Consider the following 21,003-nt stretch of genomic DNA (forward strand, 5'->3'; position numbering starts at 1 on the left):
GATTTCTTCAACAACTTCAACCACTTGCGCTTCCGATCTCTCGTCAGCGGGAGGCGAATTCTACAGCGTTACACACTGCTGTCAACACCTCTTTTTCAACTTCCTTTTGGCTTCGATGAACTGAAGCAACCTACTGCCGAAACCTACATAACTCATTGTTTACCAAGGAGTTTTACGTTTCGACTGCGCCGGAAGTGGGGCGAATTATAGACAGTTACAATTCGCCGTCAACACCTAATTTCAGTTTTATTCGGATTTGAGCGTAATGCGCGCAAAGGCCTTCTTGCCAGCCTGGCAAACGTGGGTAGCGCCCAGCTCGTATATAAAGGTGCGATCCACAACCTCACCATCTATACGCACACCACCGGAACCCAAGAGGTCGCGTGCAACGGCCGAGTTCTTAACCAGGCCAGCCTTATTGAGCACAGCCGCGATCGGCATTGCCTCGGCAGCAGACAACTCAATCTCCGGCAGATCATCCGGCAGCTCGCCATCCTTCATGCGATTACCCGCGGCGCGGTGAGCATTGGCAGCAGCCTCTTCACCATGGAAACGCGCAACAATCTCTTCGGCCAGCTTGATCTTCACGTCACGAGGATTGGCGCCCGCCTCTACTTCAGCACGCAGCGCATTGATCTCATCCATCGAGCGGAAGCTCAACAACTCGAAGTAACGCCACATCAGCGCATCCGGAATGGAGACCAGCTTGCCGTACATCACACCCGGCGCTTCCTGGATACCGACATAGTTGCCCAAGGACTTGGACATCTTCTTGACGCCATCCAACCCTTCGAGCAACGGCATGGTCAGAATGCATTGAGCTTCCTGCCCATACGCGCGCTGCAGCTCACGCCCCATCAACAGGTTGAATTTCTGATCGGTGCCACCCAACTCAACGTCCGCACGCAACGCTACCGAGTCATAACCCTGAACCAGCGGATAGAGGAACTCATGTATAGCGATCGGCTGATTGGTGGAGTAGCGCTTGTCGAAGTCATCACGCTCAAGCATGCGCGCAACGGTGTATTGGGACGTCAGACGAATGAAGTCCGCCGGCCCCATCTTGTCCATCCAAGTGGAGTTGAATGCCACTTCGGTCTTGGCCGGGTCGAGAATCTTGAACACCTGGGTCTTGTAAGTCTCGGCGTTATCGAGCACCTGCTCACGCGTCAGCGGCGGGCGCGTCGCGCTCTTGCCGCTCGGATCACCGATCATCCCGGTGAAGTCACCTATAAGGAAGATGACCTGATGCCCCAGCTCCTGGAACTGGCGCAGCTTATTAATAAGCACGGTATGGCCCAGGTGCAGATCCGGCGCAGTCGGATCAAAGCCAGCCTTAATACGCAGGGGCTGGCCACGCTTGAGCTTTTCGATCAGCTCAGCTTCGACCAACAGTTCTTCCGCACCACGTTTTATCAGCGCTAGCTGCTCTTCAACCGACTTCATAACAGACCCGCAAGGCTCAGATTCAAAAGGGAACCAACCATACAAGATCAGGGACTAATTACAAGTTTTGCCCTGCGAACGGACACCGTTCAGCAAGCCCAGCGTTCGCGAGCTTGCGCCACAGATGATTTGGTTATATTTTATACAGTTATTTCATCTTCATCATGTCATTCATCTTTTCCATTTCATCTTCAAAGTCAAATTACCTATGACCACTGAACCGTCTAAAGCGCCGCCGCTTTACCCGAAGACCCACCTGCTCGCCGCAAGTGGTATCGCCGCCCTTCTCAGCCTGGCACTCCTGGTATTCCCTTCCAGTGACGTAGAAGCCAAACGAACATCCCTGAGCCTTGACCTGGAAAGTCCAGTTGAACAACTGACACAAGATCAAGACGCTTCCGACGCGCAACAAGCCACAAATGCACCGACCGAATCGCCGTTCGCCCAGATAGAAAGCAGCCCGGAAGACACCCAGCAAGCCGCCCAAGAGCCGTCTGCGCCGGTCGCCGATACAGCCAAGAACCCACAACACCGCGAAGTGATCGTGGCCAAGGGCGACACATTGTCGACCCTGTTTGAGAAAGTCGGCCTCCCTGCTGCCACCGTCAATGAAGTATTGGCCAGCGACAAGCAGGCCAAGCAATTTACCCAGCTCAAACACGGCCAGAAACTTGAATTCGAGCTGACACCTGACGGCCAACTGCACAACCTGCACAGCAATGTCAGCGACCTCGAAAGCATCACCCTGACCAAAGGTGCCAAGGGCTTTGCCTTCAATCGCATCACCACCAAACCCGTGATGCGCTCCGCCTACGTACACGGCGTTATCAACAGCTCGCTATCGCAATCCGCAGCCCGCGCCGGTTTGTCCCACAGCATGACCATGGACATGGCCAGCGTGTTCGGCTACGACATCGACTTCGCTCAGGACATCCGCCAAGGCGACGAATTTGACGTGATCTACGAGCAGAAAGTCGCCAACGGCAAGGTCGTCGGCACTGGCAATATCCTCTCCGCCCGCTTTACCAACCGCGGCAAGACCTACACCGCCGTGCGCTACACCAACAAACAAGGCAACAGCAGCTACTACACCGCCGACGGCAATAGCATGCGCAAGGCCTTTATCCGCACCCCGGTGGACTTCGCTCGTATTAGCTCGCGTTTCTCCATGGGTCGCAAGCATCCAATTCTGAACAAAATCCGCGCCCACAAAGGTGTGGACTATGCGGCCCCGCGTGGCACGCCAATCAAGGCTGCCGGCGACGGCAAGGTACTGTTGGCAGGTCGTCGCGGCGGTTACGGCAATACCGTGATCATCCAGCATGGCAACACCTACCGTACGCTGTACGGCCACATGCAAGGTTTCGCCAAGGGTGTGCAAACCGGCGGTACCGTGAAGCAAGGCCAAGTGATCGGCTATATCGGCACTACCGGCCTGTCCACTGGACCGCACTTGCACTATGAGTTCCAGGTCAATGGCGTCCACGTCGACCCACTGGGCCAGAAGTTGCCGATGGCCGACCCGATCGCCAAGGCAGAGCGCGCCCGCTTCATGCAACAAAGCCAGCCGTTGATGGTGCGCATGGATCAAGAGCGCTCCACCCTGCTGGCTTCGGCGAAGCGTTAAGGCATGCCGCTCTATGTAGGCGTGATGTCCGGGACCAGCCTCGATGGCCTGGACATTGCCTTGATCGAGCAATACCCGGCGATCAAGTTGATCGCCACGCACTACATCCCAATGCCAGATACCTTGCGCGCCGAGTTGCTTGCCCTATGCGCCAGCGGGCCGGATGAAATCGCCCGCTCCGCCATTGCCCAACAGAAATGGGTGACCTTGGCCGCACAAGGTATTCACGCTCTACTCGATCAACAAAACCTCAAGCCCCGGGACATTCGTGCGATAGGCAGCCATGGCCAGACCATCCGCCATGAGCCCGCCCGAGGCTTTACCGTACAAATCGGTAATCCGGCTTTGCTCACCGAGCTGACGGATATCACCGTGGTCAGCGATTTCCGCAGCCGCGATGTGGCCGCCGGTGGCCAGGGCGCCCCGCTGGTGCCCGCCTTCCACGAAGCGTTGTTTGGTGAGCACACTGGTAACCGTGCAGTATTGAATGTGGGAGGTTTCAGTAACCTCAGCCTGATCGAGACCGGCAAGCCTGTCGCCGGCTTCGACTGCGGCCCGGGCAACGTCCTATTGGATGCGTGGATTCACCAACAACGCGGCGAACACTTTGATCGCGATGGCCAGTGGGCAGCCAGCGGCAAGGTCGAGCCAACGTTGCTCAACGCCCTGCTCAGCGACCCCTTCTTCGTGACCAAAGGCCCAAAGAGTACTGGCCGCGAAGTGTTCAACCTGCAATGGCTGCACCAACACCTTGGCCGCTTGCCTGTATTTGAGCCTCAGAATGTGCAGGCAACGCTGCTTGAGCTGACCGCCCTGACGATCGTTGAGTCACTACAGTCGGCCCAATCCCAGACAGAAACATTGCTGGTATGTGGTGGCGGCGCTCACAACGCCACACTAATGAATCGCTTGGCCGCTCTACTACCGTCAACCCACGTCAGCAGCACCGCCACTTACGGCGTGGACCCCGACTGGGTCGAAGCCATGGCCTTCGCCTGGCTGGCGCATTGCTGCCTCGAAGGCATCGCCGCCAACCGCCCTAGCGTCACCGGCGCACGCGGGCTTCGGGTACTGGGCGCGATCTACCCCGCCTAAAAATACCCGGACAGCAAAACGCCGCTTGGCCTATCACAGCCAAGCGGCGTTTTTGTATGCGCTACAGATCAGATCGAGAACGAAGACCCGCAACCACAGGTCGTGGTGGCATTAGGGTTCTTGATCACGAAACGCGAACCTTCCAGACCTTCCTGGTAATCCACCTCGGCACCTGCCAGGTATTGGAAGCTCATCGGATCCACGACCAGGCTCACGCCCTCGCGCTCAACGATAGTGTCATCATCGGCCACATCTTCATCGAAGGTAAAACCGTACTGAAACCCTGAACAACCGCCGCCCGTAACGAATACGCGCAGCTTCAAGCGATCATTACCCTCTTCATCGACCAGGCTCTTCACCTTGTGCGCAGCACCGTGGGTGAATTGCAAAGCCGTGGGGGTGAAGGATTCAACGCTCATGCTGATAATCTCCCGGCGTACCGCCGCCATATGCGTAATGGCGGCATTATCCGCTTCTCCTAGAAAAGCGGTCAACTATTGTTACGGTATATCAAACGCATCATCGGTATGAAAGGCACTTGGGGCTCACCTGACGGCAGGTTTGCTCGTGCTCAACACAGAATCCGGCCGGCGCCATGCAGGGTGAGTCCAGATGCGAGGCTGATTCGTCGATCACAGCCGCGACTCTGACGCCAGCCGCAAAATAATACGCTCGACGATGCAGGCAGCAGCTGTATACGAGTCAACGCTGGGGTGAGCTGAAACCCACCCATTACCTACGAATTTTGACATCAGACTATCAAGCGTCATGCTCTCTCCCTCGAACGCGACCAGCGTGTTTTTTTCCGCCTCAAAGAGCGCCTTTAACGTCTGGACACGCCCCTCGCTCCAATAAGTGTTAGGCACGTCCGGCGGACCTTTGAGCTCTTTCTTTATAATTTTCTCCTGAACCTGCGCTGTATTACGGCCCTCTTTGCTTAAGCCAAGTTTTTTACTCATGAGCATGTCTTCGCCCCCCGCCACCATATAGGGGTCATAAATACCATCGCCTCTATTCCTACGATAAGGCGCGCGGAGGGAAACAAACTGTTCGGCGGGCCCGTCCCAATCCGACGGTTTCGGCTGCTCAGTATCTCTAAACGGGAGGGGTGGCGTTTGTCGTGTCGGGTAGCCGACACCGAATCCAACTACAGGCTGGTTGGTCGCTTGATGCAGGTTTTCGACTCTACGGCGTACCGCAGGATTTGAATGCCTGGTTTGCTCTGTCGTCACCACATCCTGATCAATCATCATTAAGCGCTCAGGCCTCCATGGTAATGAGTCAGCAAACCCAAGTGCCGCAGCACGCGCAGCGCCAAACCCAGTCAACTTTCCTCCGTCCCAACCGATGATTCTCAGGTTTGGATAAGACTCCAATGCATCGCTCAATACTGATGTATAAGTCGGGTAATCCAACTTATGGACGATGAGAAAGACCGGATCGGAACGACCATCCAACCCAACCCGCATGTTCTTGGGATGCCATGCCAGGCTGTACTCGTTGCGCAAATCCGCCGCAAGCTTATTTGCGCTACCGCCACTGATGACGAGCGCGGGAACAGTATCTTGATTGAAATGAGCCTCTTTTAACTGAGGGCCTCTAATGAAGGAAAGCCAATTGCTGTTATCCCCCGAGAAACTCCGCTCCCCGGCAAGAGTTCTACAGGTTTCGATTCGGTTATGAAGCACCGTCCGCATGCTTTGGCTGACGCCTTCATGGGCCGGTTCAGGCACCTTGACCGGGGAGTATTTACACGCAAGCCTGGTCTCTGGGTTGATCCAGAGAGGATTGGGTTTCAAACGAATGGGGACACTATTCAACGCACGCGGCACAGATCCTGATGCTACGACGACATTTTCATTCTCATCCAGATTGGCCCCTTTAGTCCCGGAAGGGTTATAGGAAAACACTGCGGCGACCGCCTGCAGCCTATTGTCTGAAAGTTTAACTTTCGACAAATCAATAGCAGTTTCATGGGTATTAATATTAGGTAGGGAGTGACTGCGAATCAGCATATTAGCCTCTCAAGTGCCAAGTGCGTCTTTTAAAGACATCATCAGCACCATGCTCTATCACCGAATCCATGGTTGTTAGTGAAGAACAGCACAATATGAGTGGCGAAGGCGGGAAAGAGGTTCCCGTGAAGTGTTGTGAGAGACTATGAGCGGTGGCTGAACAAGGCGCCTACTAACGCGAGGCGCCTTGTTCGATTTTTATAGGCTTATGGCAACATGCCTGCATGCGACAAGCCCAGCTTCTCATCCAGGCCAAACAGGATGTTCATGTTCTGCACCGCCTGGCCCGACGCGCCCTTGACCAGGTTGTCGATCACCGACAGCACGACCACCAAGTCGCCATCCTGTGGACGGTGCACCGCAATCCGGCACACATTGGCACCGCGCACGCTACGGGTTTCCGGATGACTGCCGGCCGGCATCACGTCGACGAACGGCTCATTGGCGTAACGCTTTTCAAACAACGCCTGCAGGTCTACCGAGCGATCAACCACGGTTGCGTACAACGTCGAGTGAATACCGCGGATCATCGGCGTCAGGTGCGGCACGAAGGTCAGGCCCACGTCCTTGCCCGCCGCGCGACGCAGCCCCTGGCGGATTTCCGGCAAATGACGATGCCCTTTTACTGCATAGGCCTTCATGCTTTCCGACGTCTCGGAGTACAGCGATCCGACTGCGGCACCACGACCGGCGCCACTGACGCCCGACTTGCAATCTGCGATCAAGCGCGAAGCGTCCGCCAACCCAGCTTCCAGCAACGGCAGGAAACCCAGCTGAGTCGCGGTCGGATAGCAACCCGGCACCGCAATCAGGCGCGCTTGCTTGATTTGCTCACGATTGACTTCCGGCAGGCCATACACCGCCTCTTCCAACAGTTCCGGCGCACCGTGAGGCTGGCCGTACCACTTGGCCCATTCATCAGCGTCCTGCAGACGGAAATCCGCCGACAGATCGATCACCTTGGTGCCCGCCGCCAGCAGTTCACCGGCCAATGCGTGGGCAACACCGTGCGGGGTGGCGAAGAACACCACGTCGCAGGCGCCCAGGGTCTTGATGTCCGGAACGCTGAACGCCAGACCGTCGTAGTGGCCTCGCAGGTTCGGGTACATATCGGCCACGGCCAGCCCGGCCTCGGATCGGGAAGTGATGACCACCACCTCTGCTTGCGGATGCTGTGCCAACAGACGCAGCAATTCGACACCGGTGTAACCCGTGCCGCCGACGATACCGACCTTGACCATAAACCTGCCCTCAACGAACCCACTGGAAAGCCGTCGATAATAGGGGCCGTATCGTCCTGCGACAACCGTCAACGTGACGTACGGGCGCATGAGCCACTACTATCTCGGCTACCGTGAACCTGGGAATAACTAAAAATGCTTTATCTATGGGTCAAAGCCTTCCATATCATCAGCATCGTCTGCTGGTTTGCCGGGCTGTTCTACCTGCCACGCCTGTTCGTCTATCACGCCCAAAGCGAGGACACCGTCAGCAAGGAGCGTTTCAGCGTCATGGAGCGCAAGTTGTACCGCGGCATCATGGGGCCTGCGATGGTTGCCGCGCTGATCTTCGGCGGCTGGCTGATCTACCTGAACCCGAGCATCTTTCATTCGGGCGGCTGGATCCACGCCAAGCTGACACTCGTCGTACTGCTCATCGGCTACCACCATATGTGCGGCGCGCAGGTAAAACGCTTCGCCCGTGGCGAAAACACCCGCAGCCATGTCTTTTATCGCTGGTTCAATGAAGTGCCCGTTCTGATATTGCTGGCTATCGTAATTTTGGTCGTGGTCAAACCGTTCTAATTTCAATTACTCGGGGTACCTCCAATGTCATTGCCCGCTCTGCTTGAACAACGCCTGCGCCTGCCCGTCGTGGCGGCGCCGATGTTCCTGATTTCCAACCCGCAACTGGTCCTGGCGTGCTGCCGCAATGGGGTGGTCGGGAGTTTCCCGGCGCTCAACCAACGCGAAAGCAGCGGGTTCAAGGCCTGGCTGGAGGAAATCGAAGCGGGCCTGGCACAGTTGGATAACCCCGCTCCCTACGCCGTCAACCTGATCGTGCACCACAGCAACCCACGGCTGGAGGCGGACCTGGCGATCTGCGTCGAGCACAAAGTGCCGATCGTCATTACCAGCCTGGGCGCCGTGAAGGAATTGGTCGACGCCGTACACAGCTACGGCGGCCTGGTGTTCCATGACGTCACCACCCGACGTCATGCCGAGAAGGCTGCCGAAGCCGGCGTCGATGGACTGATCGCCGTCGCGGCCGGTGCCGGTGGCCATGCTGGCACCTGGAGTCCGTTTTCGCTGATTGCGGAGATTCGCCAGTTCTTTGACAAAACCTTGCTGTTGGCTGGCTGCCTCAACCACGGGCACGAAATTCTCGCCGCCCAGTTGCTCGGCGCAGACCTTGCCTATTTCGGCACGCGCTTTATCGGCACCACCGAAAGCCACGCCCCGGATGCCTATAAAGAGATGCTGCTCACATCGCGCGCCGCCGACATCGTGCACACTCCCGCTGTCTCCGGCGTGCCCGCCAGCTTCATGCGCCAGAGCCTGGAAAACGCCGGTTTCGACCTCGCCGCCCTGCAAGGCAAAGGCGAGGTCAACTTCGGTTCCAAGCTCAAGCCGTTGAGCGACGAAGCCAAGGCATGGAAGACTGTATGGTCCGCCGGCCAAGGTGTCGGTGAAATTGATGATTTGCCCAGCGTCGATGAACTGGTTGCCCGTCTGGATGCCGAATACCGCAAGGCCCGCGAACAGGCCGCTCAATTGCGCTGGCCGCGCTGACCCAACCGCAAGGCCTGCCATTTGAGCCGGCCTGCCCTACCTCCCTGAATCAAGTGACAAGGAAGCCCGCATGAGCGACAACCGTTTCAAGATCGTGTTTGATGGAGCATTGCTCCCGGGTGTCGAAAGCACCACGGCCAAGCTGAACCTGGCCGAGCTGTTCAAGAGCGACGTCGAAGCCATCGAGAAGCTCTTCACCGGTCGCCCGGTCGCGCTCAAACGTGACCTGTCGCGCCCGGATGCGGAAACCTACCTCACCGCACTGAAAAACGCCGGGGTCGATGCGCGCATTGAACCCGAACAGCCCGTGGCCTTCAGCCTGGACGAAACTCACGAAACGGACTCTGGCAACTTCTCGCGCCCTGCAGCTTCACCTTACGCACCACCACGTTCCGCCGTGGGTGATGACCTGCCGGAATACGCCACCCTCAAGGTGTTCACTATCCACGGGCGCATCGGTCGACTGCGATACCTCGCCTGGACCCTGGTGTTGACCCTCACACTGCTGGTTGCGGGCGGCATCATCAGCACCGTCAGCTTTGCCGTTGCCACCGCTTCGCCAACGGCGGGGACCATTCTTGGTGTACTGCTAGGCCTCGGGCTGTTTGTTGCGCTGGTCTGGGTCAGTGTGCAAATCGGTGTGCAGCGCCTGCACGACCTGGGCTGGTCTGGCTGGTTGTACTTCCTCAACCTGGTTCCGCTGGTGAACAGTGTCTTCCCGATCCTGCTGCTGGTATTGCCGGGCAATGCAGGCGCCAACCAGTATGGCGCGCCACCACCACGCAACTCCACGGCGGTAAAAGTCCTGGCCACCCTGTGGCTGGCGTTTATCCCGGTCATGCTTGCCATCGTGGTAACCCTGGGCATGAACGGCTACCTGAACCAGCTCGAAGCCAACATGGACAGCAGCTACGAAAGCAGCTCCATCACCTCCGATGAAGATGCCGACCAAGCCACCACCGTCGAAGAAGACGAAGCGCAGAGTGCTGACGAAGCGGGCGAACCTGTAGACTCTCCAGAACAGTGAAGAAACGCCCCCCGGCCTGTGATGCCTTTGTCACAGGCGCGGTGGCGTTGCGATGGAGAAAGGCATGACCCGTTACGCTCTGATCACCGGCGCCTCCAGCGGCATCGGCCTGGCCATGGCCGAAGCCCTGGCCCGTCGCGGCCGCAGCTTGATTCTGGTGGCCCGCCAGCGTGATCAGTTGGAAAGCATTGCAATCGAGTTGACCCAACGCTTTGGCGTCGAGGTGCTGTTCCGGGCCTGCGACCTCGGCGAGCCGTTGCGCTTGTCCGGGTTCCTGCTGGAGCTTGAGGAAGGCGAGCGGCAGATCGACCTGCTGGTGAACTGCGCCGGCATCGGCACCAGCGGGCCATTCCTCGCCCAGGATTGGATGACCGAACAAGACCTCATGGAGGTCAACATCCTCGCCTTGACCCGTATGTGCCACGCCCTTGGCAACACCATGGCGCTGCACGGCGGCGGGCAGATTCTCAATGTGGCGTCCATCGCGGCGTTCCAGCCCGGCCCGTGGATGAGCACTTACTACGCCAGCAAAGCCTATGTATTGCACTTTTCCGAAGGCTTGCGTGAGGAATTGAAGACCTGCGGCATCAAGGTCTCGGTGCTCTGCCCCGGCCCTACTCGCACCGCGTTCTTCGGCACCGCGCAGATGGACACCGCCAAGCTCGACCGCAGCCAACAGCTGATGAGCCCCGAAGAAGTGGCGCTCTACACCGTGCGCGCCCTGGATAAAAACAAAGCCATCATCATCCCTGGCCGCCGTAACCGCTGGATCGCCTTCAGCCCGCGCTTCAGCCCACGCTGGCTGACCCGCAAGATCGCCGGCGCCATCAACAAGGCCTATTGCCCACGTTGATTGGCTGAGTACACTCACCCTGCACATTCATAATGGAGAAACAGCTGTGGATACTCTGTTCACCAAGATCATCAACAGAGAAATACCCGCGGATATCATCTACGAAGATGATCAAGTCCTGGCGTTCAAGGACATCCACCCGGCGGCGCCTGTGCATTTCCTGGTCATTCCCAAGAAACACATCCCGACCCTTAATGACCTGACCGAAGAAGATAAAGCCCTGGCCGGTCATATTCTGTTCACCGCCCAGCGCCTGGCCGTGGAACAAGGCTGTGAAGAAGGTTTCCGGGTGGTGATGAACTGCAACCCGAAAGGTGGGCAGACCGTCTATCACATCCATATGCATGTGCTGGGTCAGCGCCAGATGAACTGGCCGCCGGGCTGATCTGCCCTTCAGCAAAGGTCGCGGCCCCAGGCTGCGACCCCATGCCCTTGACGCAGCGCAAACGCTTCCCCCTCTCTTGCGGTAAACTGGCCGCCGAGATTCTTCCCGGAGGTCAGCATGACTACCCAACGTCACTACTCGCCGATTGACCGTCTGTTGCTGCAAGCCGACATGGCCATGCGTACGCTGCTGCCGTTCAGTGGTCAGCCGTACCGCCCTTCGCCCGCGATTGTGCAGCCCGACGCCCAGATGAGCGAGACCGAGACCCGCCACGTCGCCGGCCTGATGCGCATCAACCATACCGGCGAAGTCTGCGCCCAGGCGCTGTACCAGGGCCAGGCCCTGACCGCCAAGCTGCCGCAGGTCCGTGCCGCCATGGAACATGCCGCCGAGGAAGAAATCGACCACTTGGCCTGGTGCGAGCAACGCATTCGCCAACTGGGCAGTCACCCGAGCGTGCTGAACCCGCTGTTTTATGGTTTGTCGTTCGGGATTGGCGCCGCTGCCGGCCTGATCAGCGACAAAGTCAGCCTGGGTTTTGTCGCCGCCACCGAACATCAAGTGTGCAAACACCTGGATGAGCATCTGGAACAACTGCCGGTCGAGGACGAAAAGTCCCGGGCGATTCTTGAGCAGATGCGCATCGATGAAGAACACCACGCCGAAAGCGCGTTGGATGCGGGCGGTTTCCGCTTCCCCGCGCCGGTGCGGTTCGGTATGAGTCTCTTGGCCAAAGTCATGACCAAAAGCACCTATAGAATTTGAATGCATCGAACCGAAAAAAAGGGCGCTATCACAGTGCCCTTTCTTTTTGCCTTGTCCCGTCCTGAATAAGGTTTACGCCTTCTGACCTATCTTCAGGAGGAGTCAATGGATTCGGGCAAAAGGCGGAGCCAGCGTGACTACACGCTAGCCTTTAAATTATCGGTCGTAGACCAGGTCGAAAAGGGCGAGTTGAGTTATAAAGAGGCTCAACGGCGCTACGGCATTCAGGGCCGGTCCACAGTACTGGTCTGGCTACGCAAGCACGGCCGGCAGGACTGGAGCCAAGGCGCGTCAATTCGAGAGCCGAGGAGCAGGTCCATGACCGAGCCAACCCTCCCGCTGACCCCCGAGCAGCGGATCAAAGAGCTCGAAGAACAGCTGGCGCTAAGCAATCAGAAAGCGCAATTCTTCGAAGCCGTCGTGAATGTTCTGAAAAATGACTACGGTGTTTCCGTCGTAAAAAAGCGACCCGGCAAGTCCTCTCGCAAGGGCAAATCCAAGGCCTGAGCATCACGAGGGCTTGCCTGTTTATGAGCATTTCGCGCCAAGCGTATTACCAACGCAATCGGGTTTTCGACGAGAGGGCTCGTCAAGATCAAGAGGTCATGGACTTTGTTCTTGAAAAGCGCCGCCGTCAGCCACGGATAGGCACGCGCAAGCTGCATTACCTGATGAGCGTTGAAGTTGGTGCATCAGTTCGGGTCGGCAGAGACCGCCTGTTTAGCATCCTGCGCAACGCTCGAGAACTGGTTGTACGCAAACGGGCATACCACAAAACGACGGACAGCCATCACCGTTTTCGCCGACACCCTAACCTGCTCAAAGCAGGTCATGAGCAGATAGTGGCCAATAGGCCAGAGCAGGTCTGGGTTGCAGACATCACCTACCTGCCGACACAGGAAAGCGTGGCTTATGTGAGCCTGGTGACAGACGCCTACTCGCGCAAGATCGTAGGCCATCATGTGCATGAGAGCTTGCATACCGAGTCGGTAATCAAGGCGATGGAAAAGGCAGTTGGTGAGCGCCGAAGCACGCTGCCACTGATCCATCACTCAGACCGTGGAGCCCAATACTGCTCTGAGCTTTATCAACGCTTGCACGCTAGTCATGGCGTCAGGTGCTCAATGACCGACGGCTATGACTGCTACCAGAATGCTCTGGCGGAGAGGATAAACGGCATTTTGAAGACCGAGTTCCTGCTGTATCGCCCTAAAAATCTGGCGGACGCAGTGAAAATGGTGGATGAGTCGGTGCTGATCTACAACGGGGAACGGCCACACCTGTCCCTGAAATACAAAACGCCCGATGCGGTGCATCGGGCGTTTTGAGACTGAAACAGGTGTAAACCTATTTCAGGACTAGACACCTTCCGATTGAGCGATCAACCCAACTCGATGATTTCGTAATCATGGGTGATGGCCACACCGGCCGCGCCAAGCATGATCGACGCCGAGCAATACTTCTCGGCTGACAGCTCGATAGCACGCTTGACCTGGGCTTCTTTCAGCGCCCGGCCCTTCACCACGAAATGCATGTGGATCTTGGTGAACACCTTGGGGTCTTCAGTGGCGCGCTCGGCTTCCAGGAAGGCTTCGCAGCTTTCCACGGCCTGGCGGGACTTTTTCAGGATGCTGACCACGTCGAAATTGCTGCAACCGCCTACGCCCAGCAGGAGCATTTCCATCGGGCGTACGCCCAGGTTACGGCCACCGGCTTCCGGCGGGCCATCCATGACCACCACATGGCCACTGCCCGACTCACCGAGGAACATGGCTTCGCCCGCCCATTGGATGCGTGCCTTCATCGCCCAGACTCCACTGCTAAAAAAGGGTCGCCAGCTTAGCACAGGGCCCGCCTGCGTCAGCGTTTCCAACAAAAGCGATCAATAGCAGGGTTTGCACGGAAAATTGGCTAATCGAGTCAGAATGTGTCTGTTAAGCTGACGCCAAATCGATGGCGTAATGCCACCCTTTATACAGCGCGTATCAGTGCCGATACCCGATGAATACAACAACTCAAACTATTTAGCGCAGTCTTTTCGGGATACAACCATGGTTGCCCTTACTCCCATACCCAAGATCAAGAATCTCGACAAATTGTTGATGCATTGCCAGCGACGCCGCTACCCGGCCAAGCACAACATCATCTGCGCGGGTGAACGCTCCGAAACGCTGTTCTTCATCATCAAAGGCTCGGTCACCATCTTGATCGAGGATGAAGACGGCCGCGAAATGATCATCGCCTACCTGAACACCGGGGATTTCTTTGGGGAGTTGGGGCTATTCGAACAAGCTGGCAAGGAACAGGAGCGCAGCGCCTGGGTGCGCGCCAAGGTCGAATGCGAAGTGGCCGAGATCAGCTACGCCAAGTTCCGCGAGCTTTCCCAGCACGATCCCGACATTCTCTATGCCCTGAGCGGCCAGATTGCCCAGCGTCTGCGCGACACCACGCGCAAGGTCGGCGACCTGGCATTTTTTGATGTAACGGGACGAGTCGCCCGTTGCCTGCTGGATTTGTGCAAGCAGCCCGACGCCATGACGCATCCCGACGGAATGCAGATCAAAGTCACGCGTCAGGAAATCGGGCGCATTGTCGGCTGTTCACGGGAGATGGTCGGTCGCGTGCTCAAGGACCTGGAAGAGCGCAACCTGGTACACGTCAAAGGCAAGACGATGGTGGTGTTTGGCACCCGCTAAACCGGCAGGAAACTGGCCAGCATTTTGCGGTACAGGGTGTCCAGCCGGCTGATCGCATCCGGCGCGGGGAAGGCTTCGTGCAAGGCAATGTGGCTGTCGGCGCGCACCCGCTGGTCGAGGCCGCAGGCTTCATTGAAGCGATTGACCGCCGCGATCAGCTCGTCGCGATCGTTTTCCAGCAACAGCGCACCGTGCACCAACCCCACCGGGCGCCCACCACTTTGCCGCCAACGCTGGGCGGTGCCGACCATTTTGCGGCCGTTGAGGTTGACGTTGTAGCGGCCGTCGCAAAACGCGCCGTCGATTTCACCGACGGACGCATCGCCTCCCAACTCGATCAGCAAATCGCAGATCGGTTGGCACAAACGCAAGTAACCCGTTTCGATACGGTTCTGATCGCCTTCGCTGCGCGGCGGAGCATAGACCAGGGCGATGTTGACCGTGGCACTCGACTGCGGCACCGGTTCTCCACCGGTTTCACGCAGCAATACCGGCCAACCGGCATCCGCGGAAACCTGGCTGGCGGTCTCAAAAGCCGGCAAGCGGCTCAAACGACGTGGCATGACCAAGGCTTGGTCGCTGGGTTGCCAGAACAGCAACCCATATTCCCGCTCACCCGCGCAAACCGCCGCCATCAGGTCTTGTTCGGCGGCAAGCCCTGCTTCGACAGTCATCGCCACCGGCTGAGTCATCATCAATCCAGGGTCGAACCGCTGACCGCCACGCCACGCTCCGGGAAGAACAGGCGCTGCAATTCGGCCCCTGGGTTCTCGGCACGCATGAAGGTCTCGCCCACCAGGAACGAATAAACACCGCTGATCTCCATCAGCTCCACATCGGCACGGTTGACGATACCACTCTCGGTAATCACCAGACGGTCGCGTGGAATGCGCGGCAGCAGGTCGAGGGTGTTTTCCAGGCTGACTTCGAAGGTGTGCAGGTTACGGTTGTTAACCCCCACCAGCGGTGTGTCGAGGGTTTTGAGGGCGCGTTCCAGTTCGTCACCGTCGTGCACTTCTACCAGCACATCCAGGCCAACGCTTTTCGCCACGGCCGCCAGTTCCGCCATCTTCACGTCATCCAGGGCGGAGACGATCAACAGCACACAGTCGGCGCCCAGGGCACGAGCTTCGACAATCTGATACGGGTCGACCATGAAATCCTTGCGGATCACCGGCAACTTGCACGCGGCGCGGGCCTGCTGCAGGAACAGGTCGGAACCCTGGAAATAGTCGATATCAGTCAGTACGGACAGGCAGGTCGCACCGCCCTTCTCATAGCTCTTGGCGATCTCTTCAGGAATGAAGATCTCACGAATCACGCCCTTGCTCGGCGAAGCTTTCTTGATTTCAGCAATGACGGCCGGCTGCTTTTCCTTGGCCTGCTTGATCAACGCATTGGCAAAGCCACGCGGAGCATCAGCGATCTTCGCCTGGGCTTCCAGCTCGGCCAGGGTCACGCGGGCACGACGCTCAGCCACTTCTTCGGCCTTGCGGGCCAGGATCTTTTCCAGAACGGTCGGCACACTCATCCTTCATTCTCCATCTTGAATACTGCGGTGAATGCTCCCAGCTCTTCGAGCTTTTCGCGAGCCAGACCGGTGTGCAGCGCATCGTGGGCCAAGGCGACACCTTCTTTAAGACTATAGGCGTGGTCGGCCGCATACAGCGCAGCACCCGCATTCAACACTATCATCTCGGCAGCTTTTTGACCGTTCTCAGTCTTGCGACGCCCCAGGGCATCGCGAATCAACTCCAGTGAGGCCGCCGGGCTTTCCACCGCCAGGCCGTGCAGGCTCTGGCTCTTCATGCCCAGATCTTCCGGCTCGACCCAATACTCGGTGACCTGGTCATTCTTCAGCTCCGCCACAAAGGTCGGTGCCGCCAGGCTGAATTCGTCCAGGCCGTCCTTGGAATGCACCACCAGCACATGCTTGCTGCCCAGGCGTTGCAGTACTTCGGCCAATGGCCGGCACAGTGCCTGGCTGAACACGCCCACCACCTGGTGTTTCACACCGGCCGGATTCGTAAGCGGGCCGAGCATGTTGAACAGGGTGCGCAGGCCGAGGTCCTTGCGCGGGCCTGCGGCGTGCTTCATCGCACCATGGTGGGATTGGGCAAACATGAAGCCGATGCCGACGCTGTCGATGCAGCGCGCCACTTGGACCGGCGTCAGGTTCAGGTAGATCCCGGCCGCCTCCAGCAGGTCGGCGCTGCCGCTCTTGCCGGACACCGCGCGGTTACCGTGCTTGGCCACGGTGCAACCCGCCGCCGCGACCACAAACGAAGAAGCCGTCGACACGTTGAAGATGTTCGCACCGTCACCACCGGTACCGACCACATCGACCACGCCGTCGAGGGTCTTGAGTTCGACTTTGTCCGCCAGCTCGCGCATCACCGACACGGCGCCGACGATCTCGTCGATGCTCTCGCTCTTCATGCGCATGGCCATCATGAACGCGCCGATCTGCGCGTCGGTGCATTGACCGGTCATGATTTCGCGCATCACATCGCTCATTTCAGCGGTGCTCAGGTCCAGGTGGCCGACGATACGGCTCAGGGCAGTCTTGATATCCATGGAAAGTCCTTAGCGCGTGCCGCCGCTCTGCTTGAGAAAGTTGGCGAACAGCTCGTAGCCCTGCTCGGTCAGGATCGACTCGGGGTGAAATTGCACCCCTTCGATATTCAGTGTCTTGTGGCGCAGGCCCATGATCTCATCGACCGAGCCGTCTTCCAGCTGGGTCCAGGCGGTCAACTCCAGGCATTCCGGCAGGGTTTCGCGCTTGACCACCAGCGAGTGATAGCGGGTCACGGTCACCGGCAGGTTGAGGCCATGAAACACGCCGACATCATTATGGAACACCGGGCTGGTTTTGCCGTGCATCACCTGGCGCGCACGCACCACGTCACCACCAAAGGCCTGGCCGATGGATTGGTGGCCCAGGCACACGCCCAGGATCGGCAGCTTGCCGGCGAAATACTGGATCGCTTCGAGGGAAATGCCTGCCTCGGTCGGCGTGCACGGGCCTGGCGAAACCACGATGCGCTCCGGGTTCAGGGCGGCGATTTCGGCCACGGTCAGTTCGTCGTTGCGCACCACCTTGACCTCGGCACCCAGCTCACCCAGGTACTGCACAACGTTGTAGGTAAAGGAGTCGTAGTTATCAATCATCAGCAACATGGGGGAAACCTCAGGAATTGGGGGTCTGTTCAGCCAGCGCAACGGCGCGGAACATCGCGCGGCGCTTGTTCAGGGTTTCTTCCCATTCGAGGGCCGGCACCGAGTCGGCGACGATCCCGCCACCGGCCTGCACGTGCAGTTCCCCGTCCTTGATCACGGCGGTGCGAATCGCAATGGCCGTGTCCATGTTGCCGTTCCAGGCGAAGTAACCCACGGCACCGCCATAGACACCACGCTTGACCGGCTCCAGCTCGTCGATGATTTCCATCGCGCGAATTTTCGGCGCACCCGACAAGGTGCCCGCCGGCAGAATCGCGCGCAGTGCGTCCATCGCCGTCAGGCCGGCTTTCAGCTCGCCGGTGACGTTGGACACAATGTGCATCACATTCGAATAACGCTCGATGACCATCTTCTCGGTGAGCTTCACCGAACCGATTTCCGAGACACGCCCGGTATCGTTGCGACCCAGGTCGATGAGCATCAGGTGCTCGGCGATTTCCTTGTCGTCGCTCAACAGGTCTTCTTCGAGCGCCAGGTCGGCCTCTTCGGTCGCACCGCGTGGGCGGGTGCCGGCAATCGGGCGCACGGTGATCAGGTTGTCTTCGACGCGCACCAGCACTTCCGGCGAACTGCCCACCACGTGGAAGTCACCAAAGTTGAAGAAGTACATATACGGCGTTGGGTTGAAGCAACGCAGGGCGCGGTACAGATCGATTGGCGCGGCCTTGAAGTCGATGGACATACGCTGCGACGGCACCACCTGCATGCAGTCACCGGCGAGGATGTACTCCTTGATGGTGTCGACGGCGCGCTCGTAGTCATCCTGGGTAAAGCTGGAGCGGAACACCGGGTCGGCCGCCGGCGGACGGCTGAGGTCCAGGCCGCGACGCGGAGTGATTGGCTGGCGCAGTTTTTCCAACAGGGCTTCGAGGCTGGCGCGGCCTTGTTCGAACGCGTCCGCCTGGGATGGGTCGGCGAGCACAATCGCGTGCATCTTGCCGGCGAGGTTGTCGAACACCACCACGGCATCGGAAACCATCAGCAGAATGTCCGGCACGCCCAGCGGATCCGGGTTCGGGCATTTGCCCAAGCGTTTTTCCACATAACGCACGCAGTCGTAACCGAAGTAACCCACCAGGCCGCCGTTGAAACGCGGCAGGCCAGCAATGGTCGGCACGTTGTAACGCGCCTTGAACGCTTCGACGAACGCCAGTGGATCTTCTACGTCGTGGCTTTCGATCTCGACGCCATCATGGGTGATGCTCACATGATGGTCGTGTACCCGCAGCACTGTGCGGCACGGCAGGCCGATGATCGAGTAACGCCCCCACTTCTCGCCGCCCTGTACGGACTCGAGCAGGTAGGAATTGGGCTCGTCGGCCAGTTTCAGGTAGATCGACAGCGGCGTGTCGAAGTCGGCCAGGGTTTCGCAGGCCAGGGGGATGCGGTTATAGCCGGCAGCGGCCAAACGCAGGAATTCTTCGCGGGTCATGATATGCCTCGTGGCTTGAGGGTCTAACAGTCAGGTATGCAAACGCGCCGCAGAGTGCGGCCAGGATCAGTCAGGCGCGCCAACGCCAGCGGGCCAGGGCCTTGATGACTTTCATCCAGAGTTTGCGAGTGACCACCACGATGGAATTTCCAGAAGGGGACGGATCGGTATCGGGCAACGTTATCTCAGCGCCAGCTCCCAAGCAACCGGGGATTAACAGACGCAGGTCATCAATCACCAGTGAAGGCGACTCTTCGGCGATTGGCCGACCATGGTTATAGCCGTAACTGAGGGCCACGCACTGCACGCCCGCCGCCTTTGCCGCCAGCACATCACTGCGTGAATCGCCGACGAACAACGACTGCGAGGCCGGGATATTGGCCATTTTCATCACGAAAAACAGGGCCGCCGGATCGGGTTTTTTCTGCGGCAGGGTATCGCCACCGATGATCCAGCGGAAATACCGGCCGATTTTCATCTGGTCCAATAGCGGTGCGACGAAGCGTTCCGGCTTGTTGGTGATCAGGGCCATTTCCACGCCCTGCTTGCTCAGCCACTTGAGCGTGTCGCGCACGCCGGGGTAAACCACGGTCAGTTCATGGCCATCTTCGTAGGCGGCGTTGAACAGTTCCAGGGCATGCTCGGCCTCCACATCATCCACGCCTTCGGCATCAATGTTGTTGGCCAAGGCCCGGCGCACCAGCATCTGCACGCCGTTGCCGACCCATTCGCGCACCGACTCGATCCCTGCCGGCTTACGTCCCAGCTTGAGCAGCATGTCGTCCACCGCCGCCGCCAGGTCGGGCACCGAGTCGATCAAGGTGCCGTCCAGATCGAACATCACCAGCCGTGGCAATTTGCCGGGGAACAGCTGCTCAAAGCCGCTCATGGACGCGCCAGCGCCAACTCGGCACGCATCTTGTCGATGACTTCCTGATAGTCCGGCGCATTGAAGATCGCCGAGCCAGCCACAAAGGTGTCGGCACCAGCGGCGGCGATTTCGCGGATATTGTTGACGTTGACCCCACCGTCGATTTCCAGGCGGATGTCACGGCCGGACGCATCGATCAGCGCACGGGCTTCACGCAGCTTGTTCAGCGTGCCGGGGATGAACTTCTGGCCGCCGAAGCCTGGGTTGACGCTCATCAACAGAATCATGTCGACCTTGTCCATCACGTACTCAAGCACACTCAGCGGAGTGGCCGGGTTGAACACCAGGCCCGCCTTGCAACCGCCTTCGTGGATCAACTGCAAGGTGCGGTCGACGTGCAGCGAGGCCTCCGGGTGGAAGGTGATGTAGGTGGCGCCGGCTTCGACGAAGTCGCCGATGATGCGATCCACCGGGCTGACCATCAAGTGTGCATCAATCGGCGCAGTGATGCCGTACTTGCGCAGCGCAGCACAGACCATCGGGCCGATGGTCAGGTTGGGCACGTAGTGGTTGTCCATGACGTCGAAGTGCACGAAGTCGGCACCAGCGGCCAATACCTTGTCCACTTCCTCACCCAGGCGGGCGAAGTCGGCGGAGAGAATCGATGGAGCAATAACGAAGGGCTGCATGACGCACCTTTTTTGAGCTAAATCACGATGGCGCGCATTGTATACCTCATGCTTTGCCGCGCGCACCGTG

General features: G+C 58.6%; 22 protein-coding genes. 10 read left to right on the forward strand and 12 right to left on the reverse strand.

Annotated features, from left to right (window positions below; translation table 11 throughout):
* Positions 1-246 precede the first annotated feature (246 nt).
* Positions 247-1,446, reverse strand: a complete 1,200-nt coding sequence (gene tyrS, locus AYR47_RS03885; protein ID WP_033898150.1) for a tyrosine--tRNA ligase — start codon at positions 1,444-1,446, stop codon at positions 247-249.
* 208 nt (positions 1,447-1,654) lie between these two features.
* Between tyrS and AYR47_RS03890 the strand changes: the two genes are divergently transcribed.
* Positions 1,655-3,073, forward strand: coding sequence for a peptidoglycan DD-metalloendopeptidase family protein (locus AYR47_RS03890; protein WP_033898148.1), 1,419 nt, complete (start codon positions 1,655-1,657; stop codon positions 3,071-3,073).
* A 3-nt stretch (positions 3,074-3,076) separates the two neighbouring features.
* Positions 3,077-4,168 (forward strand): anhydro-N-acetylmuramic acid kinase, encoded by a 1,092-nt coding sequence (locus AYR47_RS03895; RefSeq protein WP_033898146.1) that lies wholly within the window; start codon positions 3,077-3,079, stop codon positions 4,166-4,168.
* A gap of 68 nt (positions 4,169-4,236) precedes the next feature.
* Here AYR47_RS03895 and erpA read toward each other — a convergent pair whose 3' ends face one another.
* From erpA to argC, 3 genes are all read right to left on the reverse strand, one after another.
* A complete protein-coding gene (erpA, locus tag AYR47_RS03900; protein WP_003176443.1) occupies positions 4,237-4,587 on the reverse strand; it encodes an iron-sulfur cluster insertion protein ErpA in 351 nt (116 codons plus the stop codon).
* Between the two features lie 213 nt (positions 4,588-4,800).
* Complete coding sequence (locus tag AYR47_RS03905; RefSeq protein WP_156487777.1) at positions 4,801-6,183, reverse strand: hypothetical protein; 1,383 nt, start codon at positions 6,181-6,183, stop codon at positions 4,801-4,803.
* A 206-nt stretch (positions 6,184-6,389) separates the two neighbouring features.
* On the reverse strand, positions 6,390-7,424 hold the full coding sequence (gene argC, locus AYR47_RS03910; RefSeq protein ID WP_010206935.1) for an N-acetyl-gamma-glutamyl-phosphate reductase: 1,035 nt from the start codon (positions 7,422-7,424) through the stop codon (positions 6,390-6,392).
* A gap of 135 nt (positions 7,425-7,559) precedes the next feature.
* Here argC and hemJ point away from each other — a divergent pair, with 135 nt between their 5' ends.
* From hemJ to AYR47_RS03950, 7 genes are all read left to right on the forward strand, one after another.
* Positions 7,560-7,988: a protoporphyrinogen oxidase HemJ gene (hemJ, locus tag AYR47_RS03915; RefSeq protein WP_033898145.1), complete on the forward strand. Its 429-nt coding sequence runs from the start codon at positions 7,560-7,562 to the stop codon at positions 7,986-7,988.
* A gap of 24 nt (positions 7,989-8,012) precedes the next feature.
* Entirely contained in the window at positions 8,013-8,975 is a 963-nt protein-coding gene (locus AYR47_RS03920) for an NAD(P)H-dependent flavin oxidoreductase (RefSeq protein ID WP_061434349.1), read from the forward strand.
* Positions 8,976-9,045: 70 nt separating this feature from the next.
* On the forward strand, positions 9,046-10,002 hold the full coding sequence (locus tag AYR47_RS03925) for a DUF805 domain-containing protein (protein WP_033898142.1): 957 nt from the start codon (positions 9,046-9,048) through the stop codon (positions 10,000-10,002).
* Between the two features lie 64 nt (positions 10,003-10,066).
* Positions 10,067-10,855: an SDR family NAD(P)-dependent oxidoreductase gene (locus AYR47_RS03930; RefSeq protein ID WP_033898141.1), complete on the forward strand. Its 789-nt coding sequence runs from the start codon at positions 10,067-10,069 to the stop codon at positions 10,853-10,855.
* A 46-nt stretch (positions 10,856-10,901) separates the two neighbouring features.
* Positions 10,902-11,240: a histidine triad nucleotide-binding protein gene (locus tag AYR47_RS03935; protein ID WP_010206940.1), complete on the forward strand. Its 339-nt coding sequence runs from the start codon at positions 10,902-10,904 to the stop codon at positions 11,238-11,240.
* Positions 11,241-11,357: 117 nt separating this feature from the next.
* Positions 11,358-12,005 carry a 2-polyprenyl-3-methyl-6-methoxy-1,4-benzoquinone monooxygenase gene (coq7, locus tag AYR47_RS03940; RefSeq protein WP_033898140.1) on the forward strand — a complete coding sequence of 216 codons (648 nt, stop codon included), beginning with the start codon at positions 11,358-11,360 and terminating at the stop codon, positions 12,003-12,005.
* A gap of 105 nt (positions 12,006-12,110) precedes the next feature.
* A protein-coding gene (locus AYR47_RS03950) for an IS3 family transposase (protein WP_167351249.1) occupies positions 12,111-13,333 on the forward strand; the annotation gives its coding sequence in 2 pieces (ribosomal slippage) (positions 12,111-12,462 and positions 12,462-13,333; 1,224 coding nt in all).
* 53 nt (positions 13,334-13,386) lie between these two features.
* On the opposite strand, the gene AYR47_RS03955 is transcribed toward AYR47_RS03950, so the two are convergent.
* Positions 13,387-13,809: an OsmC family protein gene (locus AYR47_RS03955; RefSeq protein ID WP_005792019.1), complete on the reverse strand. Its 423-nt coding sequence runs from the start codon at positions 13,807-13,809 to the stop codon at positions 13,387-13,389.
* A 247-nt stretch (positions 13,810-14,056) separates the two neighbouring features.
* Between AYR47_RS03955 and crp the strand changes: the two genes are divergently transcribed.
* Complete coding sequence (crp, locus tag AYR47_RS03960) at positions 14,057-14,701, forward strand: cAMP-activated global transcriptional regulator CRP (RefSeq protein ID WP_033898139.1); 645 nt, start codon at positions 14,057-14,059, stop codon at positions 14,699-14,701.
* Here crp and AYR47_RS03965 read toward each other — a convergent pair.
* The 7 genes from AYR47_RS03965 to rpe form a co-directional block, all read right to left on the reverse strand.
* Entirely contained in the window at positions 14,698-15,393 is a 696-nt protein-coding gene (locus tag AYR47_RS03965; RefSeq protein ID WP_033898137.1) for a lipoate--protein ligase family protein, read from the reverse strand. The two genes, crp and AYR47_RS03965, sit on opposite strands and share 4 nt — an antisense overlap.
* A 2-nt stretch (positions 15,394-15,395) precedes the next feature.
* Positions 15,396-16,232, reverse strand: a complete 837-nt coding sequence (trpC, locus tag AYR47_RS03970; protein ID WP_033898136.1) for an indole-3-glycerol phosphate synthase TrpC — start codon at positions 16,230-16,232, stop codon at positions 15,396-15,398.
* On the reverse strand, positions 16,229-17,278 hold the full coding sequence (gene trpD / locus AYR47_RS03975; protein WP_010206948.1) for an anthranilate phosphoribosyltransferase: 1,050 nt from the start codon (positions 17,276-17,278) through the stop codon (positions 16,229-16,231). Before trpD ends, trpC begins: the two co-directional genes overlap by 4 nt.
* 9 nt (positions 17,279-17,287) lie before the next feature.
* A complete protein-coding gene (locus AYR47_RS03980; RefSeq protein ID WP_033898134.1) occupies positions 17,288-17,881 on the reverse strand; it encodes an aminodeoxychorismate/anthranilate synthase component II in 594 nt (197 codons plus the stop codon).
* Positions 17,882-17,891: 10 nt separating this feature from the next.
* A complete protein-coding gene (gene trpE / locus AYR47_RS03985) occupies positions 17,892-19,373 on the reverse strand; it encodes an anthranilate synthase component I (protein ID WP_025857058.1) in 1,482 nt (493 codons plus the stop codon).
* 70 nt (positions 19,374-19,443) lie between these two features.
* A complete protein-coding gene (locus AYR47_RS03990) occupies positions 19,444-20,262 on the reverse strand; it encodes a phosphoglycolate phosphatase (RefSeq protein ID WP_033898132.1) in 819 nt (272 codons plus the stop codon).
* The gene (gene rpe, locus AYR47_RS03995) at positions 20,259-20,933 is read right to left on the reverse strand and encodes a ribulose-phosphate 3-epimerase (protein WP_010206952.1); all 675 of its coding nucleotides are present in this window, start codon (positions 20,931-20,933) and stop codon (positions 20,259-20,261) included. Before rpe ends, AYR47_RS03990 begins: the two co-directional genes overlap by 4 nt.
* Positions 20,934-21,003 lie beyond the last annotated feature (70 nt).

The organism is Pseudomonas azotoformans, assembly GCF_001579805.1.
GTDB lineage: Bacteria > Pseudomonadota > Gammaproteobacteria > Pseudomonadales > Pseudomonadaceae > Aquipseudomonas > Aquipseudomonas azotoformans_A.

What these genes read in the sequence shown, in the direction of transcription:
- crp (WP_033898139.1), top strand. Translation starts at nt 14,057, where the DNA reads ATGGTTGCCCTTACTCCCATACCCAAGATCAAGAATCTCGACAAATTG.
- trpD (WP_010206948.1), bottom strand. Translation starts at nt 17,278, where the DNA reads ATGGATATCAAGACTGCCCTGAGCCGTATCGTCGGCCACCTGGACCTG.
- rpe (WP_010206952.1), bottom strand. Translation starts at nt 20,933, where the DNA reads ATGCAGCCCTTCGTTATTGCTCCATCGATTCTCTCCGCCGACTTCGCC.
- coq7 (WP_033898140.1), top strand. Translation starts at nt 11,358, where the DNA reads ATGACTACCCAACGTCACTACTCGCCGATTGACCGTCTGTTGCTGCAA.
- trpC (WP_033898136.1), bottom strand. Translation starts at nt 16,232, where the DNA reads ATGAGTGTGCCGACCGTTCTGGAAAAGATCCTGGCCCGCAAGGCCGAA.
- AYR47_RS03895 (WP_033898146.1), top strand. Translation starts at nt 3,077, where the DNA reads ATGCCGCTCTATGTAGGCGTGATGTCCGGGACCAGCCTCGATGGCCTG.
- AYR47_RS03920 (WP_061434349.1), top strand. Translation starts at nt 8,013, where the DNA reads ATGTCATTGCCCGCTCTGCTTGAACAACGCCTGCGCCTGCCCGTCGTG.
- argC (WP_010206935.1), bottom strand. Translation starts at nt 7,424, where the DNA reads ATGGTCAAGGTCGGTATCGTCGGCGGCACGGGTTACACCGGTGTCGAA.
- AYR47_RS03965 (WP_033898137.1), bottom strand. Translation starts at nt 15,393, where the DNA reads ATGACTCAGCCGGTGGCGATGACTGTCGAAGCAGGGCTTGCCGCCGAA.
- AYR47_RS03925 (WP_033898142.1), top strand. Translation starts at nt 9,046, where the DNA reads ATGAGCGACAACCGTTTCAAGATCGTGTTTGATGGAGCATTGCTCCCG.
- AYR47_RS03955 (WP_005792019.1), bottom strand. Translation starts at nt 13,809, where the DNA reads ATGAAGGCACGCATCCAATGGGCGGGCGAAGCCATGTTCCTCGGTGAG.
- AYR47_RS03980 (WP_033898134.1), bottom strand. Translation starts at nt 17,881, where the DNA reads ATGTTGCTGATGATTGATAACTACGACTCCTTTACCTACAACGTTGTG.
- AYR47_RS03930 (WP_033898141.1), top strand. Translation starts at nt 10,067, where the DNA reads ATGACCCGTTACGCTCTGATCACCGGCGCCTCCAGCGGCATCGGCCTG.
- AYR47_RS03990 (WP_033898132.1), bottom strand. Translation starts at nt 20,262, where the DNA reads ATGAGCGGCTTTGAGCAGCTGTTCCCCGGCAAATTGCCACGGCTGGTG.
- erpA (WP_003176443.1), bottom strand. Translation starts at nt 4,587, where the DNA reads ATGAGCGTTGAATCCTTCACCCCCACGGCTTTGCAATTCACCCACGGT.
- AYR47_RS03905 (WP_156487777.1), bottom strand. Translation starts at nt 6,183, where the DNA reads ATGCTGATTCGCAGTCACTCCCTACCTAATATTAATACCCATGAAACT.
- tyrS (WP_033898150.1), bottom strand. Translation starts at nt 1,446, where the DNA reads ATGAAGTCGGTTGAAGAGCAGCTAGCGCTGATAAAACGTGGTGCGGAA.
- trpE (WP_025857058.1), bottom strand. Translation starts at nt 19,373, where the DNA reads ATGACCCGCGAAGAATTCCTGCGTTTGGCCGCTGCCGGCTATAACCGC.
- AYR47_RS03890 (WP_033898148.1), top strand. Translation starts at nt 1,655, where the DNA reads ATGACCACTGAACCGTCTAAAGCGCCGCCGCTTTACCCGAAGACCCAC.
- hemJ (WP_033898145.1), top strand. Translation starts at nt 7,560, where the DNA reads ATGCTTTATCTATGGGTCAAAGCCTTCCATATCATCAGCATCGTCTGC.